This is a genomic window from Actinopolymorpha cephalotaxi, from assembly GCF_013408535.1.
In the GTDB taxonomy this organism is placed as follows: Bacteria; Actinomycetota; Actinomycetes; order Propionibacteriales; family Actinopolymorphaceae; genus Actinopolymorpha; species Actinopolymorpha cephalotaxi.
The window spans coordinates 3,887,191-3,903,246 of sequence record NZ_JACBZA010000001.1 but is presented as its reverse complement, the minus strand read 5'-3'; the positions used below and the strand labels follow the sequence as shown (position 1 = coordinate 3,903,246).

General features: G+C 71.9%; 14 protein-coding genes. 6 read left to right on the top strand and 8 right to left on the bottom strand.

Annotated features, from left to right (window positions below; all coding sequences use genetic code 11):
- Positions 1-28: 28 nt before the first annotated feature.
- The gene (locus FHR37_RS17190; RefSeq protein ID WP_092880546.1) at positions 29-481 is read right to left on the bottom strand and encodes a gamma-glutamylcyclotransferase family protein; all 453 of its coding nucleotides are present in this window, start codon (positions 479-481) and stop codon (positions 29-31) included.
- Positions 482-533: 52 nt separating this feature from the next.
- On the opposite strand from FHR37_RS17190, the gene FHR37_RS17185 reads away from it, so the two are divergent.
- Entirely contained in the window at positions 534-1,958 is a 1,425-nt protein-coding gene (locus FHR37_RS17185) for an NAD(P)H-quinone dehydrogenase (RefSeq protein ID WP_092880544.1), read from the top strand.
- Positions 1,959-2,100: 142 nt separating this feature from the next.
- Here the strand turns inward: FHR37_RS17185 and FHR37_RS17180 are convergent, their stop codons facing one another.
- The 6 genes from FHR37_RS17180 to FHR37_RS17155 form a co-directional block, all read right to left on the bottom strand.
- Positions 2,101-2,445, bottom strand: coding sequence for an SPW repeat protein (locus tag FHR37_RS17180; protein ID WP_237768545.1), 345 nt, complete (start codon positions 2,443-2,445; stop codon positions 2,101-2,103).
- 215 nt (positions 2,446-2,660) lie between these two features.
- Positions 2,661-3,488, bottom strand: coding sequence for a hypothetical protein (locus FHR37_RS17175; RefSeq protein ID WP_092880540.1), 828 nt, complete (start codon positions 3,486-3,488; stop codon positions 2,661-2,663).
- Positions 3,489-3,620: 132 nt separating this feature from the next.
- Positions 3,621-5,384, bottom strand: coding sequence for an acetyl/propionyl/methylcrotonyl-CoA carboxylase subunit alpha (locus FHR37_RS17170; protein ID WP_237768544.1), 1,764 nt, complete (start codon positions 5,382-5,384; stop codon positions 3,621-3,623).
- 132 nt (positions 5,385-5,516) lie between these two features.
- Positions 5,517-6,224, bottom strand: a complete 708-nt coding sequence (locus FHR37_RS17165; protein WP_092880538.1) for a class I SAM-dependent methyltransferase — start codon at positions 6,222-6,224, stop codon at positions 5,517-5,519.
- Between the two features lie 41 nt (positions 6,225-6,265).
- A complete protein-coding gene (locus tag FHR37_RS17160) occupies positions 6,266-8,419 on the bottom strand; it encodes a heavy metal translocating P-type ATPase (protein ID WP_237768543.1) in 2,154 nt (717 codons plus the stop codon).
- Positions 8,420-8,893: 474 nt separating this feature from the next.
- On the bottom strand, positions 8,894-9,289 hold the full coding sequence (locus FHR37_RS17155) for a MerR family transcriptional regulator (RefSeq protein WP_092880534.1): 396 nt from the start codon (positions 9,287-9,289) through the stop codon (positions 8,894-8,896).
- 81 nt (positions 9,290-9,370) lie between these two features.
- Between FHR37_RS17155 and FHR37_RS17150 the strand changes: the two genes are divergently transcribed.
- From FHR37_RS17150 to FHR37_RS17130, 5 genes are all read left to right on the top strand, one after another.
- A complete protein-coding gene (locus FHR37_RS17150; RefSeq protein ID WP_092880532.1) occupies positions 9,371-10,537 on the top strand; it encodes an acyl-CoA dehydrogenase family protein in 1,167 nt (388 codons plus the stop codon).
- 92 nt (positions 10,538-10,629) lie between these two features.
- Positions 10,630-12,210: an acyl-CoA carboxylase subunit beta gene (locus FHR37_RS17145; RefSeq protein WP_092880530.1), complete on the top strand. Its 1,581-nt coding sequence runs from the start codon at positions 10,630-10,632 to the stop codon at positions 12,208-12,210.
- Positions 12,211-12,434: 224 nt separating this feature from the next.
- Positions 12,435-13,247 (top strand): sugar phosphate isomerase/epimerase family protein, encoded by an 813-nt coding sequence (locus tag FHR37_RS17140; protein WP_092880528.1) that lies wholly within the window; start codon positions 12,435-12,437, stop codon positions 13,245-13,247.
- 168 nt (positions 13,248-13,415) lie between these two features.
- On the top strand, positions 13,416-14,276 hold the full coding sequence (locus FHR37_RS17135) for a fumarylacetoacetate hydrolase family protein (RefSeq protein ID WP_092880526.1): 861 nt from the start codon (positions 13,416-13,418) through the stop codon (positions 14,274-14,276).
- Positions 14,277-14,323: 47 nt separating this feature from the next.
- A complete protein-coding gene (locus tag FHR37_RS17130) occupies positions 14,324-15,076 on the top strand; it encodes an SDR family NAD(P)-dependent oxidoreductase (RefSeq protein WP_092880524.1) in 753 nt (250 codons plus the stop codon).
- Between the two features lie 12 nt (positions 15,077-15,088).
- On the opposite strand, the gene FHR37_RS17125 is transcribed toward FHR37_RS17130, so the two are convergent.
- Positions 15,089-15,790 carry a Maf family protein gene (locus FHR37_RS17125; protein WP_092880522.1) on the bottom strand — a complete coding sequence of 234 codons (702 nt, stop codon included), beginning with the start codon at positions 15,788-15,790 and terminating at the stop codon, positions 15,089-15,091.
- Between the last annotated feature and the right edge of the window lie 266 nt (positions 15,791-16,056).

The window sequence follows — 16,056 nt, the reverse complement described above, 5'->3', positions numbered from 1 at the left end:
CCCTAGGCCATGCCCCGGGCCGTCGCGCTCACTGGCCGATGCCGCGGCAGGGCCGGCGGCGAAGGGCGGCGGTGTAGTCGGCCGGCGCCCCGGCGAGGTCGGCGGCGTCGGCGAGGATGCCGAGGTAGCGGGCCGACGGCAGGCCGCCCTCGAACGCGTCCAGCACGTAGCTGGTGGCGGACGCACCGCCGTCCAGGGTCTGCACCCACACCCGCACCTTGCGGTAGAGCCCGAGGGTGGCGCCCTCGAACTCGTCCAGCCTGGCCTCGTCGGCGGGCGCGAGGTCGTACAACGCCACGAAGACCTCCGAGACCGGATCCTCCACCACCGTGGGCAGTGCGCCCTCCCAGCCGTGGTCCTCCCCGCCGAACGTCAGCCGCCAGCCGGTCATCCAGCCGGTGCCGCGAAGGGGAGAATGCGGGCATCGCACGGCCATCTCCTGGGGGCTGAGATTGGCCGCGTAGGCGGCGTACAGGGTCACGGATGCCGAGGGTACCGGGCGCGCGAAACGGCGTGGGGGAGAATAGGGCCCCGTGACTCGTGTCGTGATCGTCGGAGGCGGACCGGGTGGCTACGAAGCCGCCCTGGTCGCGGCCCAGCTCGGAGCCGAAGTGTGCGTCGTCGACCGGGACGGCCTGGGTGGCTCGGCCGTGCTCACCGACTGCGTGCCCAGCAAGACGCTGGTGGCGACCGCGGAGGTGATCAACCAGGTCCGCGAGTCCGGTGAGCTCGGTGTCCGGATCGGCCGGTCCGCGCCCGATCTGGGCGATGCGAGCGATGTGAGCACCGACATCGCCACGGTCAACGCCCGGGTGAAGGCCCTGGCCCACAACCAGTCCGAGGACGTCGGGCGCGGCCTGCAGCGCGAGGGTGTGCGGGTGGTGCGCGGATCTGGCCGGATGGCGGGCCCGGACCGGGTGGTGGCCACGCTGGCCGACGGGGGTACGGAGGAGCTGGCCGCCGACGTCGTACTCCTGTCCACCGGTGCCCGGCCGAGGATCCTGCCCGACGCCGAACCCGACGGCGAGCGGATCCTGACCTGGGACCAGGTGTACGAGCTGGACGAGCTGCCCGAGCGGCTGATCGTGGTCGGCTCGGGCGTCACCGGCGCGGAGTTCGCCGGCGCCTACAACGCCCTCGGTAGCGACGTGGTGCTCGTGTCCAGCCGCGACCGGGTGCTGCCCACCGAGGACGCCGACGCGGCCACCGTCATCGAGGACGTCTTCACCCGCCGCGGGATGACCGTGCTGTCGCGTTCCCGGGCGGAGCGGGTGGAGCGGCGCGGCGACGGGGTTGTGGTGACGCTCACCGACGGCCGGGTCGTGGAGGGTACGCACTGTCTGCTCGCCGTCGGCTCGATCCCGAACACCGCCGACCTCGGTCTGGACACGGCCGGGGTGGCCACCGACGAGCGCGGCTTCATCGAGGTGGACAAGGTGTCCCGGACCACCGCGCGGGGCGTCTACGCCGCGGGGGACTGCACCGGCGTGCTCATGCTCGCCTCGGTGGCGGCCATGCAGGGCCGGATCGCGATGGCGCACGCGCTCGGGGACGCGGTCTCGCCGCTGGACCTGGAGGAGGTCGCGGCGACCGTCTTCACCGCGCCGGAGATCGCCACCGTCGGCTGGTCACAGCAGGACCTCGACAGCGGGCGGGTCCAGGCCGTCGGGATCAAGCTGCCGCTGACCCGCAACCCGCGGGCGAAGATGCAGGGAATCCACGACGGGTTCATCAAGCTGATGTGCCGCCCGGGGACCGGGATCGTGGTGGGCGGAGTGGTCGTCGCGCCGCACGCCAGCGAGCTCATCCACCCGGTGTCGATGGCGGTGTCCTGCCGGCTGACCGTCGACCAGCTGGCGCACGCGTTCACCGTGTATCCGTCACTGAGCGGCTCGATCGCCGAGGCGGCCCGCCGGCTGCACGTGCGTGGGCAACAGGCGCCGCGTCAGGACAGCTGACGCGGCCGCGGGGACCACGCCCCGGCTCCTCGCCGGTGCGCCGGCACCGCGGCCGCGAACGAGATGAGATCGCCTTCTTCGATATCGGTGTTCCTGATCGGTTTCTCGGTCGGTGTTCTTGCGAATGTGGCGGTCGTGCCGGTCAGGTGCGCTCGTTCTTGCGGCGCATCATTCCCGAGCCGAGTACGGCCATTCCCAACAAGAACAACGCGGCGCCGCCGATGACGTTGCACAGGACGACCCGCAGGCTGTGGTCGGCGTTGTACATCACCCAGGGTGCGAGAATCGTCCACACGCCGAGCAGCGGCACCACCCAGCTCAGCCCGTGGGTCGAGCGGAACGACGCGGCGAAGCCGAGTGCGAGGGCAACCGCGGTGAGCCCGATGACCAGGTTGTTGACCGCGAGCGGCGTGGACATGGCGAATCCCGCGATCCACGGCGACAAGGCGACGAACAACCCGGCCAGCACGATCAGTCCGGCGCCCATCTGGACGGCGGGCTTCTGGCCAATTCTTTCGTAACGTCCCTGGAGTTCGGTTATATCCGGGTGCTCCTCAATAGGGAGCCGCTGGGACGACATTTCCGTACCTCCCGTCGAGGGAATTCGAGGGGAGAAAACACATCCCCCTCACTCGCCGAGCGTAACGCGAGGAGGGGGATTGTCGAACAGCCCGTCAATCGGGCCGCCGATATGTCACGAACTCAGAAACCGAAGTCTCCGCCGCCGAAGTCTCCGCCGCCGAAGTCGCCGCCTCCGTCACCACCACCGAAGTCGCCGCCGCCGTCGCCGCCGTCACCGCCATCTCCGCCGTCACCACCGTCGCCGTCGCCGAAGCCACCGTCGCCGTAGCCACCGTCGCCGTAGCCACCCCACATGCCGCCCATCATCGAGCCCATGAGGAACGCCGGCAGCAGGCCGGAGGTGGCGTAGCCGGCGAAGTAGCCCTGCATCGCCGGTGCGTAGGTCGGGCCGCCCTGCCAGTAGGGAACCCGCTCGCCGTCGACGGTGACCTTGCGGATGTCGGGCTCCGCACCCGCCTTGACCCGCTCGGCGTCGGCGGCACACACGGGCACCGTGCGGTAGGCGCCTCCGGCCGGTGCCCACTCCACGTCCTCGAAGGACGGGCCGTGCTGGGGGTTGAAGAAGCACGGCGGGCGCCGCTGCGGAAGCGGCTCGCCGTTGATCCGGGCCCGCACGCAGGCGACGGCGTACTTGCCGTCCTCCAGGATCGTGGTGATCTGCTTGATGTCCTCGGGCCGGGCGGCGGTGTCGACGGCCTTCTTCGCGACGTCGTACTGGTCCAGCGCGCGTTCGTAGTCCTGCCGGGTCGCCTCGTCGAGCTCGTGCCCGGCGACGTCGGTGTCCAGCCGCTGCAGCTCCTCGCCGAACTTCGTGACGTCCTCCTCGCCGAAGGACTTCACCTTGGCGAGCTCGGCCGACTCGACCTCCTGGCGCCGGGTCTGTGCGCGCCGGTTGGAGACGAACGCGACGACTCCGATCACGACGACGAGAATGATCAGGATCTCCACGGGGTGCCCTTTCTTAGGTTGCCCTCAGCGTAGGAGACGTCCGGGCGGGCGCGTGCGTTCCCGGTCCGTCCGTTCGATCCCGATCGCCCCTGCCCGCGATCGGTGGCGTCAGGGCTGCCGTCAGGGGTGGCGTCAATCCTTGATCTCGCAGAGCGCGGCGCCGGCCGTCACCGTGGCGCCGACCTGCGCGGACAGCCCGGCCACGGTGCCCGCCTTGTGCGCGTTGACCGGTTGTTCCATCTTCATCGCCTCGAGTACGACGATCAGCTCACCGGCCTGCACCGCCTGGCCCTCCTCGACCGCGACCTTCACCAGCGTCCCCTGCATGGGAGAGGTGAGGGTGTCACCGGAGGCGCCGGCACCGGTGCGGGTGCCGCCGCCCCGGCGCGGTGGCTTGCGGGTGCCGCCGGCGGGAGCCCCGCCGTTGGCGCCGAGCCCGGCCGGGAGCACGACCTCGAGCCGCTTGCCGTCCACCTCGACGGTGATGCGCTCGCGCTCGGGCGCCTCGGCGGCCTCGGTGGGGCCGTCGTAGGGGGCGATGTCGTTGTCGAACTCGGTCTCGATCCAGCGGGTGTGCACCGCGAACTTGCCGTCGGCCGCGGTGAACGCCGGCGACTCGAGCACCGCGCGGTGGAACGGCAGCACGGTGGGCATGCCGTCGGCGACGAACTCCGCGAGCGCCCGGCGGGACCGCGCCAGCGCGTGCCCGCGGTCGCGACCGGTGACGACCAGCTTGGCGATCAGCGAGTCGAACGCACCGGGCACCGTCTCGCCCTGGTCGTACCCCTCGTCCAGTCGTACGCCGGGACCCGACGGCGGGTGCCAGCGGGTCAGCGTGCCGGGTGCCGGCAGGAAGTTGCGGCCGGCGTCCTCGGCGTTGATCCGGAACTCGATCGAGTGCCCGCGTACGACCGGGTCGTCGTAGCCCAGCGGCTCACCCGCGGCGATCCGCAGCTGCTCGCGTACGAGGTCCAGCCCGGTGACCTCCTCCGAGACCGGGTGCTCGACCTGGAGCCGGGTGTTGACCTCGAGGAAGCTGATCGTGCCGTCCTGGCCGACCAGGAACTCGCAGGTGCCGGCGCCGACGTAGCCGGCCTCGCGCAGGATCGCCTTGCTGGCGGAGTAGAGCGTGTCCAGCTGCCCGGGGGACAGGAACGGCGCGGGCGCCTCCTCGACAAGCTTCTGGTGGCGGCGCTGCAGCGAGCAGTCACGGCTGGACACCACCACGACGTTGCCGTGGGTGTCGGCCAGGCACTGCGTCTCCACGTGCCGCGGCCGGTCGAGGTAGCGCTCCACGAAGCACTCGCCGCGCCCGAACGCCGAGACCGCCTCGCGCACGGCCGAGTCGAACAGCTCCGGAATCTCCTCCTCGGTGCGGGCCACCTTCAGGCCCCGGCCACCGCCGCCGTACGCCGCCTTGATCGCCACCGGCAGGCCGTGCTCGCGGGCGAACGCCAGCACCTCCTCGGCGTCGGCCACCGGGTCGGCGGTGCCGGGGACCAGCGGAGCGCCGACCTTCTGCGCGATGTGGCGGGCCTTGACCTTGTCGCCGAGGGCGTCGATCGCGGCCGGCGGGGGACCGATCCAGGTGAGGCCGGCGTCGGCGACCGCGGCGGCGAACCCGGCGTTCTCGGCGAGGAAGCCGTAGCCGGGGTGCACCGCGTCGGCACCGGCACGCCGGGCGACGTCGACCAGCTTGTCGATCGCGAGGTAGCTGTCCGCCGGGGTCGCGCCGTCCAGGGCGTACGCCTCGTCGGCGACGCGGACGTGCAGCGCGTCCCGGTCGGGATCGGCGTACACGGCGACGCTGGCCACGCCCGCGTCCCGGCACGCCCGCGCGATCCGGACGGCGATCTCGCCACGGTTGGCGATGAGCACCTTGCTGATGGTCGACACCCTGTGGTCCTCCCTCCGCGGGTCGCGGCCCGACGCGCGGCGCTCGCCGCCGTCGCCCCCTGCCCGCGCGACCCCATGACTTCCCGGAGTCTAGGGCGTTTCCCGTGGATCAGGCGGCGAAGGGCCGGGCGATCAGGAGGGTGACCAGCCGACCAGGACCGCGAACCGCAGGTGGGCGTACGGGCAGGCCGCGTCGGCGAAGCCGGCCTCGCGCAGCCAGTCCACCTGGTCGGCCGCCGTGGCCGGCCGGTCGAACGCCATCCGCGCCCGGGCGGCGGCGAGTTCGGCGGCGCCGGAGCCCCGGGCGCGGGCGTCGTCCTCCCACCAGCTGTCGTACAGCTCGTCCAGCCGGGGAGTGGGGCCGGCGACCTGCTCGGCGTTGACGAAGACGCCGCCGGGAGCGAGGACGGCGAGGACGCGGCGGTAGAGGTCGCGCTTGCCCTCGTCGTCGAGGTGGTGGATGGCCAGGGCGGAGATCACCGCGTCGTACGGGCCGTGGGGGAGCGGCTCGGCGAGGTCCTGGTGGCGGACCTGGTGGGCGACGTCTCGCGCGGACAGCGCGCTCGTGGCTTCGGCCAGCATGGGTGCGGCGTTGTCGATCAGGGTCAGGTGGGCGCGCGGCCGCACTCCGGCGATCAGCGCGGAGAACAGGCCCGTTCCGGCGCCGAGGTCGAGGATCCGCGGCGCCTTCGGCAGCCCGAGGGTGGCGAACCGCAGCGCCGTGCCGTAGAAGTCGTCGAAGCAGGGCACCAGCCGGCGCCGGGCACTGTCGTACGTCCCGGCGGCCGCGCCGAACGCCGCCTCGATCGTCTCGAACTCCGAGATGTGCGTCTCGTTCATCGGACGATCGTAGCGGCGGTCCGGCGTCCCTGCCTTCCGTCCTATGGCGTGAGCCGGACGCGGCGGAGCAGTTGGGCGTTCAGCGCCACCACGATCGTGGACACCGACATCAGTACGGCGCCGACCGCCGGGCTGAGGGTGACGCCCGCCCAGGCCAGCGCGCCCGCGGCCAGCGGGATCGCGACGACGTTGTAGCCGGCCGCCCAGCCGAGGTTCTGCACCATCTTGCGGTACGACGCACGGGACAGCCGGACCACGCCGGCCACCGCCCGCGGGTCGGAGGCGGCCAGCACCACCCCCGCGGACTCGATCGCCACGTCGGTTCCGGCCCCGATCGCGATGCCGACGTCGGCCGCGGCGAGCGCCGGTGCGTCGTTGACGCCGTCGCCCACCATGGCGACCGTCAGCCCGCGCTCCTGCAGACGGGCGACCGCGCGCTGCTTGTCGGCGGGGAGCACCTCGGCGAACACCTCGTCCTTGCCGGGAACGAAACCGAGATCCGCCGCGACCGCCTCTGCGACCGGACGGGCGTCGCCGGTCACCATGGCGATGGTGGTGACGCCGAGTTCGCGCAGGTGCGCGATCGCCTCGCGTGCCTCCGGTCGTACCTCGTCCTCCAGCGCCAGCGCGCCCAGCACCCGTGCGTCTCCGTCCTCGTCGGAGCGCACCAGGTGGAGAACGGCGGCGCCCCGGCTCTCCCAGCCGGCGACCGTGTCGCGCAGGTCGTCCGGAACCGGCGTACCGAACTCCCGCAGCAGCGCGGGTCCGCCGACGGCGTACGACCTGCCGTCAACCCTGGCTTGCACTCCACGGCCGGTCAGCGAACGGAAGTCGCTCGCCGTCGCCGGGGTGGTGCGTTCCTTCGCGGCATTGACGACCGCGCGCGCCAGCGGGTGCTCGCTGTCGGCCTCCACCGCCGCGGCCACCGCGAGCAGCCGGTCCTCCGTCAGCGGGGACTCGCCGGCCAGGGTGGCGGAGGTCGTGGCCACCGCGACGACCTTGTGCTGCCCCTTGGTCAGCGTGCCGGTCTTGTCGAACAGAACAGCGTCGACGGTACGCATCCGCTCCAGTGCCAACCTGTCCTTGACAAGGATGCCGGAGCGGGCGGCCAGCGCCGTGGACAACGCGATCACCAACGGGATGGCCAGGCCGAGCGCGTGCGGGCAGGCGATCACCAGCACGGTGACCGTGCGCACCACCGAGTTGTCCAGGTCGCCGAGCAGCCACCAGACCGCGAACGTGACGACGCCGGCAGTGACCGCGACGTAGAACAACAGCGCGGCGAACCGGTCGGCCAGCGCCTGCGCCCGGCCACCGGAGGTCTGCGCCTGGGCGACCATGCGGGCGATCCCGGCCAGCGCGGTGTCCTCGCCGACCGCCTGCACCTCCACCCGGACGGCGGAGTCGGTCGCCACGGTGCCGGCGACCACGCGGTCCCCGACCGTACGCGGAACCGGGCGGGACTCCCCGGTGATCATCGACTCGTCGACCTCGGCGGCGCCCTCGACCACGCGGCCGTCCGCGGGCACCCGTGCGCCCGGCCGGACGAGCACGACGTCGCCGACGGCCAGCGCGTCGACCGGCACCCGCTCGGTGCCGTCCGGTGTGATCCGCTCGGCGTCGTCGGGCAGCAGTTTCGCCAACGCCGCAAGGGCTCCCTGCGCCTGGCCGATCGCCTTCATCTCCTGCCAGTGGCCCAGCAGCATAATGGTGATCAGCGCTGCCAGCTCCCACCAGAACTCCAGGTCGAACCACCCGAGGCTGCTGGCCGCGGACGCGACGTAGGCGACGACGACCGCGAGCGAGATCAGCAGCATCATCCCCGGCGCCCGGTCGCGAAGCTCGGCGACGGCGCCCGCCAGGAACGGCCATCCGCCGTAGACGAACACGACCGTGCCCAGGACGGGACCGACCCAGGCGATCCCGGGGAAGTCCAGCGAGTAGCCGAACCACCGCATGACCATCTCGCTGGTCGCCACGATCGGCAGGGTCAGCAGCAGGCTCAGCCAGAACTTCCGGCGGAACATCTCCGGATCGTGGCCCGCGTGCTTGTCGTGCCCGGCGTGGTTGTCGTGCTTGCCGTGGTTGTCGTGCCCGGTCTGTTCGCCGTGCCCACCGTGCCCCATGTGGCTTTCATGCCCGCCTGGTGTGGCATGTGCGGCGCGGCCACCATCCACCGATCCCACCTTCTTCATGTCGCACACCATACCCCCCTACGGTATATGCGCAAGCGCCCGGCCGCACGGCTTCCTTGGCCTCTTCGCGGAGGCGCCCTTCGTGCGGCTGTTGGCGAGCTGGGGAGACTTACGGGTGTCATGGGCCCCGTAAGTCTCCCCAGCTCGCAGGTGCGGCTACGGGAACGCCGGTGACCGCGGCTCCCAGGCAAAGCGTGAAACGTCGCGGTGGTCGGAGCCGCCGCGAGGCTTCACGCTTCTGATCGCGGCGCCCGCATCTCGGCAACCGTGAAAACAGGCGGTGGTTCTGGCCACCGTGAAGCTTCACACTTGCCGGGGGCAGAACCGCATCGGCATTCTTCCGCGGAAGAATCCACCTGGCTCGTTCCTCGCCGACCGCTTCGCTCACTCGGCGCCGAGCCGCTCTGGCCCCGCTGGTCGCGTTCGGCTTCTCGTTCGCTGCGCGGGCGGCTCGTTCCTCGCCGACCGCTTCGCTCACTCGGCGCCGAGCCGCTGCAGGTCCTCCCGGCAGCGGCCCTCCACCTCCGCGAGTTCGGCGAGGGTGGTGTCGATGTCGCGACGGCGCTGCTCAAGCTCCCGGCGACGCGAGCCGATCTGCTCCAGCAGGTAACGCAACTGGCCCAGCTCGCCCGGCTCCGCGTCGTACATCCCGATGATCGTCTCGATCTCCCGCAGCGAGAACCCCAGCCGCCGGCCACGCAGCACCAGCCCCAGCCGCACCCGGTCCCGCGCATGGAAGATCCGCTGGCTGCCCCGCCGCTCCGGCGCAAGGAAACCCTTGTCCTCGTAGAAGCGGATCGTCCGCAGCGTCACGTCGTACTCCTCGGCGAGCTGCGTGATCGTCCAGGTCGCGGAGTCTGTTCCCGGCATGTCCTTCGTCCCCTTGCGCGGATCGACGGCATCGGCTTACGTTTACGTAAGCGTAAACCTGCGAGCTCCTGGGAGCCCACCATGACCTTCGAGCTCTCTCCCGAGCACGAGACCTTCCGCGCGGTGGTCGGCGACTTCGCCCGGGCCGAGATCGCCCCGCACGCCGCCCGGTGGGACGAAGCGCACCATTTCCCCGTCGAGGCCGTTGCCGCGATGGGGAAGCTCGGGTTGTTCGGCCTGGTGGTGCCGGAGGAGTACGGCGGAAGCGGCGCAGACTTCACCAGCCTGTGCGTGGCGATCGAGGAGATCGGCCGGGTCGACCAGTCGATGGGGCTCACCCTGGAGGCGGCGGTCGGGCTCGGCATCGGCCCGATCCTGGCGTGGGGCACCGACGAGCAGAAGGCCCGCTGGCTGCCCGACCTCGCCACCGGCCAGGCGCTCGCCGGCTTCGGCCTGACCGAGGCCGAGGCGGGTTCGGACGCCGGGGCCACCCGCACCCGGGCCCGCCTGGACGGTGACAGCTGGGTGATCGACGGCGGCAAGCAGTTCATCACCAACTCCGGGACGCCCCTCACGTCGCTGGTCACGGTGACCGCCCGCACCGGCCAGGCCGACGACGGCAGCCCGGAGATCTCCGCGATCATCGTCCCGTCCGGCACGCCCGGCTTCACCGTCGAGCCCGCCTACCGCAAGCTCGGCTGGCACGCCTCCGACACCCACCCGCTCTCCTTCGCCGACTGCCGCGTCCCGGCCGACCACCTGCTGGGCGAGCGTGGCTCCGGATTTCGGCAGTTCCTGGCGACGCTGGACGAGGGCCGGATCGCCATCGCCGCACTGGCCACCGGGCTCGCGCAAGGCTGTCTTGACGAGGCCACGGAGTACGCCAGGACGCGGATCGCGTTCGGCCGCCCGATCGGTGTCAACCAGGGCTTGTCGTTCCAGCTCGCCGACCTGCGGGTGGCGGTGGAGGCCAGCCGGCTGCTGACGTACAAGGCGGCGGCGATGAAGGACGCCGGGCGACCGGCCGCCGAGCTCAAGCAGGCGGCGGCGATGGCCAAGCTGTTCGCCACCGAGGCCGCGGTGACCGCGACCCGCACCGCCACCCAGGTGTTCGGCGGCTACGGCTTCATGGAGGAGTACCCCGTGGCCCGGTTCTACCGCGACGCGAAGATCCTGGAGATCGGCGAGGGGACCAGCGAGATCCAGCGCATGGTGATCGCCCGCTCGCTCGGCCTTCCGGTCGCCTGAAACATGCCCGGGCGCAGGTTCGGCAGGACACCCGGGGCATGGCCTAGCCTGCGGGGGATGGCTGTGCGAAGTCGGCAGAACGGGGAGTTGGCGTGAGTGATCAGCCCCTAGGACCGGGTGAGCCCGTCCGGCCGGGTGCGCCCGTACGCACGAGCGGCGCGCGCGAGTTGGCCGCCGCCCGTGAAGCCACCCTGCGGCCCACCGAGAAGGGCGCGGCCAAGCTCGCCGACCAGAACAAGCTCTACGTCCGGGAGCGGATCGCTCTGCTCGTCGACGAGGGCACCTTCGTCGAGGACGGCCAGCTCGCCAACGCGCTGGCCGACGCGCTGCCCGCCGACGGCGTGGTGACCGGGCGCGGGCTGGTCGACGGCCGGCCTGTGCTGGTGGTCGCCAACGACCCCACGGTGAAGGCCGGATCCTGGGGCGCGCGCACGGTCGAGAAGATCGTGCGGGTCACCGAGGTCGCCCTGCGCGACGAGCTGCCGATCTTCTGGCTGGTCGACTCCGCGGGTGCGCGCATCACCGACCAGGTGGAGCTGTTCCCCGGCCGCCGGGGCGCGGGGCGGATCTTCGCCAACCAGGTCGCACTGTCGGGCAAGGTCGCCCAGATCTGCTGCCTGTTCGGGCCGTCGGCGGCAGGAGGCGCGTACATCCCGTCGTTCTGCGACCTGGTGATCATGGTGGAGGCCAACGCCTCGATGTACCTCGGATCGCCGCGGATGGCGGAGATGGTCGTGGGGGAGAAGGTGTCGCTGCAGGAGATGGGTGGCGCGCGGATGCACACCACCGTCTCCGGGTGCGGCGACCTGCTCGCCGCCGACGACGAGGAGGCGATCGAGCTCGCCCGGGAGTACTTCTCCTACCTGCCGGCCACCTGGCGGGACCGGCCGCCGGAGTTCGACGCCCGCCCGCCGGCCCGGCCGTTCACCGCCGACCTGGTGCCCGCGCAGGACAGCGCGGGGTACGACATGCACGCGTTGCTGGACGCGTTGCTGGACGCCGACAGCTTCTTCGAGGTCAAGCCGCTCTACGCCGCCGAGCTCATCGTCGGGTTCGGCCGCCTGGAGGGACAGGTCGTCGGCATCGTCGCCAACAATCCCGCGGTGCGCGGCGGCGTGCTGTTCGTGGACAGCGCGGACAAGGCGGCCAGGTTCATCTGGCTGTGCGACGCGTTCAACGTTCCGCTGGTCTATCTCGCCGACGTGCCCGGCTTCATGATCGGCAGCGAGGTCGAACGCCAGGGCATCATCCGGGCCGGCGCGAAGATGATCACCGCGGTGGCCGACGCGACCGTCCCCACGGTGTCGGTGATCGTACGAAAGGCCTACGGAGCAGGGTTGTACGCCATGTGCGGGCCGGGCTTCTCCCCGGACGCGTGCATCGCGCTGCCGACGGCGAAGATCGCGGTGATGGGCCCGGAGGCGGCGATCAACGCGGTCTACTACAACCGCATCGCCCAGATCGAGGACCCGCGGGAGCGGGCCGCCTACGTCGAGCGGCTGCGGACGGAGTACGAACACGACATCGACATCCTCCGGCTGGCCGCGGATCTCGTGATCGACGCCATCGTCGAGCCCGCCGACCTGCGCGCGGAGATCATCGCCCGGCTGGCCGCGGCGCAGACGAAAGACCGGCGTACGCCGGACAAGCGGCGCGGCGTCCCGCCGATGTGACCACGCTGTCCGATCCCGGACGTCCGGCGGGATCGGTTCGGTGCGGACGTGAGCGGCGACAGGGCCGCTGACCTGGGCGGCCTCTGGCGGACGCCACGTCTCAGGCACTGGGACGCTGGACGAGCCCCGGGGCGGCTGCGGCAGGATGGTGCCGGACTGTCCCGACCCGGGCGTCCAGTCCGGCGTTCGATCCACCCGTTCGATCCACAACGGAGCGTGAAGATATGGCGACACCCCTCGCCCTGCAGTTGTACACCGTGCGCGACGCGATGGCCGCCGATCGCGGTGCCGCCCTGGCCAGGGCCGCGGAGCAGGGCTTCCGGGCCGTCGAGCCGTTCGGTATCGGAAACCCCCAGCGCCCGCTGGAGGAGCGGCTGGCCGACGCGCGGGAGTTCCGCTCGCAGCTGGACGCCAACGGCCTGAAGGTCGTCGCCGTCCACGGCTCGGTCTCCGCCGGCGATGAGGCCGACGGTGTCTACGACGAGCTGGAGATCCTCGGCACCGACCGGCTGGTCGCACCGGTGCCCGGCGCGGTCGCGGGTGTGGGTGGCGGCATGGGCAACGACGTGCTGGCCAAGGCCGACGGCGTGAAGCTGCTGGCCGAGGGCCTGAACGCCGCCGCCGAGCGGGCCGCCGCGCGCGGTGTCAAGGTCGGCTACCACAACCACGACTTCGAGTGGGAGCCCGTCGAGGACGGCACCCCGGCGTACGACATCCTCGTCGGCCACCTCGACCCGCGGGTGTTCCTGGAGGTGGACGTCTACTGGGCGCACACCGCCGGGCAGAACCCCGCCCAGGTCATCTCCTCCTACGTCGACCGCGTCTTCACCCTGCATGTCAAGGACGGCCCGGGTGTGCGCGGCCAGCTGCAGACGGCCGTCGGCCAGGGGGCTGTCGACAACCCCGCCGCGATCGCCGCCGGCACCAACGTGGGCTACCACGTCATCGAGCTCGACGAGGCGCCCGGCGACCCCTTCGACGTCTCCCGCACGGGTGCGGAGTGGCTGATCGAGCGCGGCCTGTCCAGCTGGAGCTGACCCATCCCACCGGCGCCGGGACGTGCCTGCCGGCGCGTCCTGGCCGCCGGTCGGTCCCCGATGTTCGTGACGGCACCGCTTCCGGCGGCGATCAACCGGTGAGTCGCCGAAGCGGTGCCGCCACCACGTGCGACGTCTGCCGAGACGCCGCGACAAGGAGGCACGTACGTGCAGTTGTTGCGACTTGGCGCCCCCGGCGCAGAGCGGCCCGCGGTCCGTACCGACGACGGCCGGCTCCTCGACCTGTCCCCGGTGACCAACGACATCGACGGGGCGTTCCTCGCCGGTGACGGCATCGCCACCGCCCGCGAGGCGGTGGCCTCCGACCGGCTGTCCCCGATCGACGACCCGGGAGACGGCAGCGGGCTGCGGGTCGGCCCGCCGATCGCCCGGCCGGGAGCGGTCCTGTGCATCGGCCAGAACTACGCCGCGCACGCGGCCGAGTCCGGTGACCCGCCGCCGAAGACGCCGATCCTGTTCTTCAAGCACCCCAACACCGTCGTCGGCCCGTACGACGACGTGGTGGTGCCGCGCGGTGCGACCCGGACCGACTGGGAGGTCGAGCTGGGTGTGGTGATCGGCAAGACCGCGCGCTACCTCGAGTCGCCGGAGGTCGCGCTGGAGCACGTGGCCGGCTACGTCGTGTCCAACGACGTGTCCGAGCGGGCCTTCCAGATCGAGCAGTCCGGCGGCCAGTGGTCCAAGGGCAAGTGCGCGGAGACGTTCAACCCGCTCGGGCCGTGGCTGGTGCCCGCGGACGACGTCGACCCGCAGAAGCTGCGGCTCGCCTCGTCGGTCAACGGCGAGGTCCGCCAGGACTCCACCACCGCCGACATGGTCTTCGACGTGGCCTACCTCGTCTGGCACCTGTCGCAGTACCTCGTGCTCGACCCGGGCGACCTGATCAACACCGGCACCCCGCAGGGCGTCGCGCTGTCCGGGCGCTTCCCCTACCTCGGCTCCGGTGACGTGATGGAGCTGGAGATCGACGGGCTGGGCCGGCAGCGGCAGCGGCTGGTCGACGCGTGACGAGTGGCGACGAGGGACGCGTGAGGACGAACGAGGGGAGCGGTTCGATGGGTGAGTTCGACGGATTGGTCGCCGCGGTCACCGGTGGCGCGTCCGGCATCGGGCTGGCCGCGGCGGGCCGGCTCGCCCGGCTGGGCGCCCAGGTCGCCTGCCTGGACCTCAAGCCCGACGACGTACCCGCACCGCTGGTCGGTGTGGCCTGCGACGTCACCGACGACGCGTCGGTCACCGAGGCGATCGCCTCGGTCGTGGACAGGTTCGGCAGGCTCGACGTGCTGGTCAACAACGCCGGCATCGGCGCGCAGGGCACCGTCGCGGACAACGACGACGCCGAGTGGCACCGGGTGTTCGACGTCAACGTGGTCGGCATCGCCCGGGTCAGCCGGGCGGCGCTTCCGCACCTGCGGCAGTCTCCGTCGGCGGCGATCGTCAACACCTGTTCGGTCGCGGCCACCGCGGGCATCCCGCAACGCGCGCTCTACAGCGCGTCCAAGGGAGCGGTGCGGGCGCTGACGTTCGCGATGGCGGCCGACCACATCGAGGACGGCATCCGGGTCAACTGCGTCCACCCCGGCACGGCGGACACCCCGTGGGTGGGCCGGCTGCTGGACAAGGCCGACGACCCCGACGCCGAGCGCAGGGCGCTGGAGGCCCGGCAGCCGATGGGCCGGCTGGTGTCGGCCGACGAGGTGGCGCAGGCGATCACCTATCTCGCCTCGCCGGGCGCCGGTGCCAGCACGGGCGTCGAGGTGTGTGTCGACGGTGGCATGCAGAACCTCCGGCTGCGCCCGAAGTCCTGAGTTCGACGGGCCTCACCCCAGGGGGGCCGGCCGCGTCAGTGAACGGTTCCAGAGTTCGGGCCAGGTGACGTCGAGGTCGCGCAGCAGGCTGCGCAGCAACGGCAGGGAGACTCCCACGACGTTGTGGTGGTCACCCTCCACCCGTTCGACGAACGCGCCACCGAGCCCGTCCACGGTGAACGCCCCGGCCACCGCCAGTGGCTCGCCGGTCGCGACGTACGCCTCGATCTCCTCGTCGGTGACGTCGGCGAACCACACCGTCGTGGAGGCGGTGCCCTGGGCGATCCGGCCGCTTTCGGTGGAGATCACACAGTGGCCGGTGTGCAGGACGCCGCTCCGGCCGCGCATGCGCAGCCAGCGGCTCCGGGCCTGCGCGGCGGTCTCTGGCTTGCCGAACGTCTCGCCGTCGAACTCGAGTACGGAGTCACAACCCAGGACCAGCGTGGACGTGGCCACCAGGCCGCCGGCCCCACCGGTGCCGGTCCCACCGGTGCCGGCCTCACCCCGGCCGAGGTCGGCGGCGACGGCCTCGGCCTTGCGGCGGGCGAGGACGAGTGCGTGCCCGGCGGTGTCGGTCGCGCCGGTGTCCACCGTCTCGTCCACGCCGGACACGATCACCTCGGGTTCTATCCCGGCGGCTCGCAGCGTGGCGAGCCGGGCCGGTGAAGCCGAGGCCAGAACCAGCCGGATCTTGCCGTACGAACTTGCGGTCATCGGCGCATTCTACGAAGGTGCCCGGCCCGGGCGGCCGCGGCAGGTGGAGGCCCGCCGTCGTGACTGCCCGCGGTTGTGAATGCCCCGGGTCGTGGCGATCATGGGCCGCTATCGGACCGGCGGCAAACCGAACCGAGCTTCGCGTCGGACCATCACCGCACGCTTCGAGCAGCTTTCGGCCCGCCGGGCGGGCGGCGCCCGCACCGGCCCCGCACCGGCATCAGTGTGAGCCGAGGTGAGCAGAAGTGAGCCGAGGTGAGCCGCAA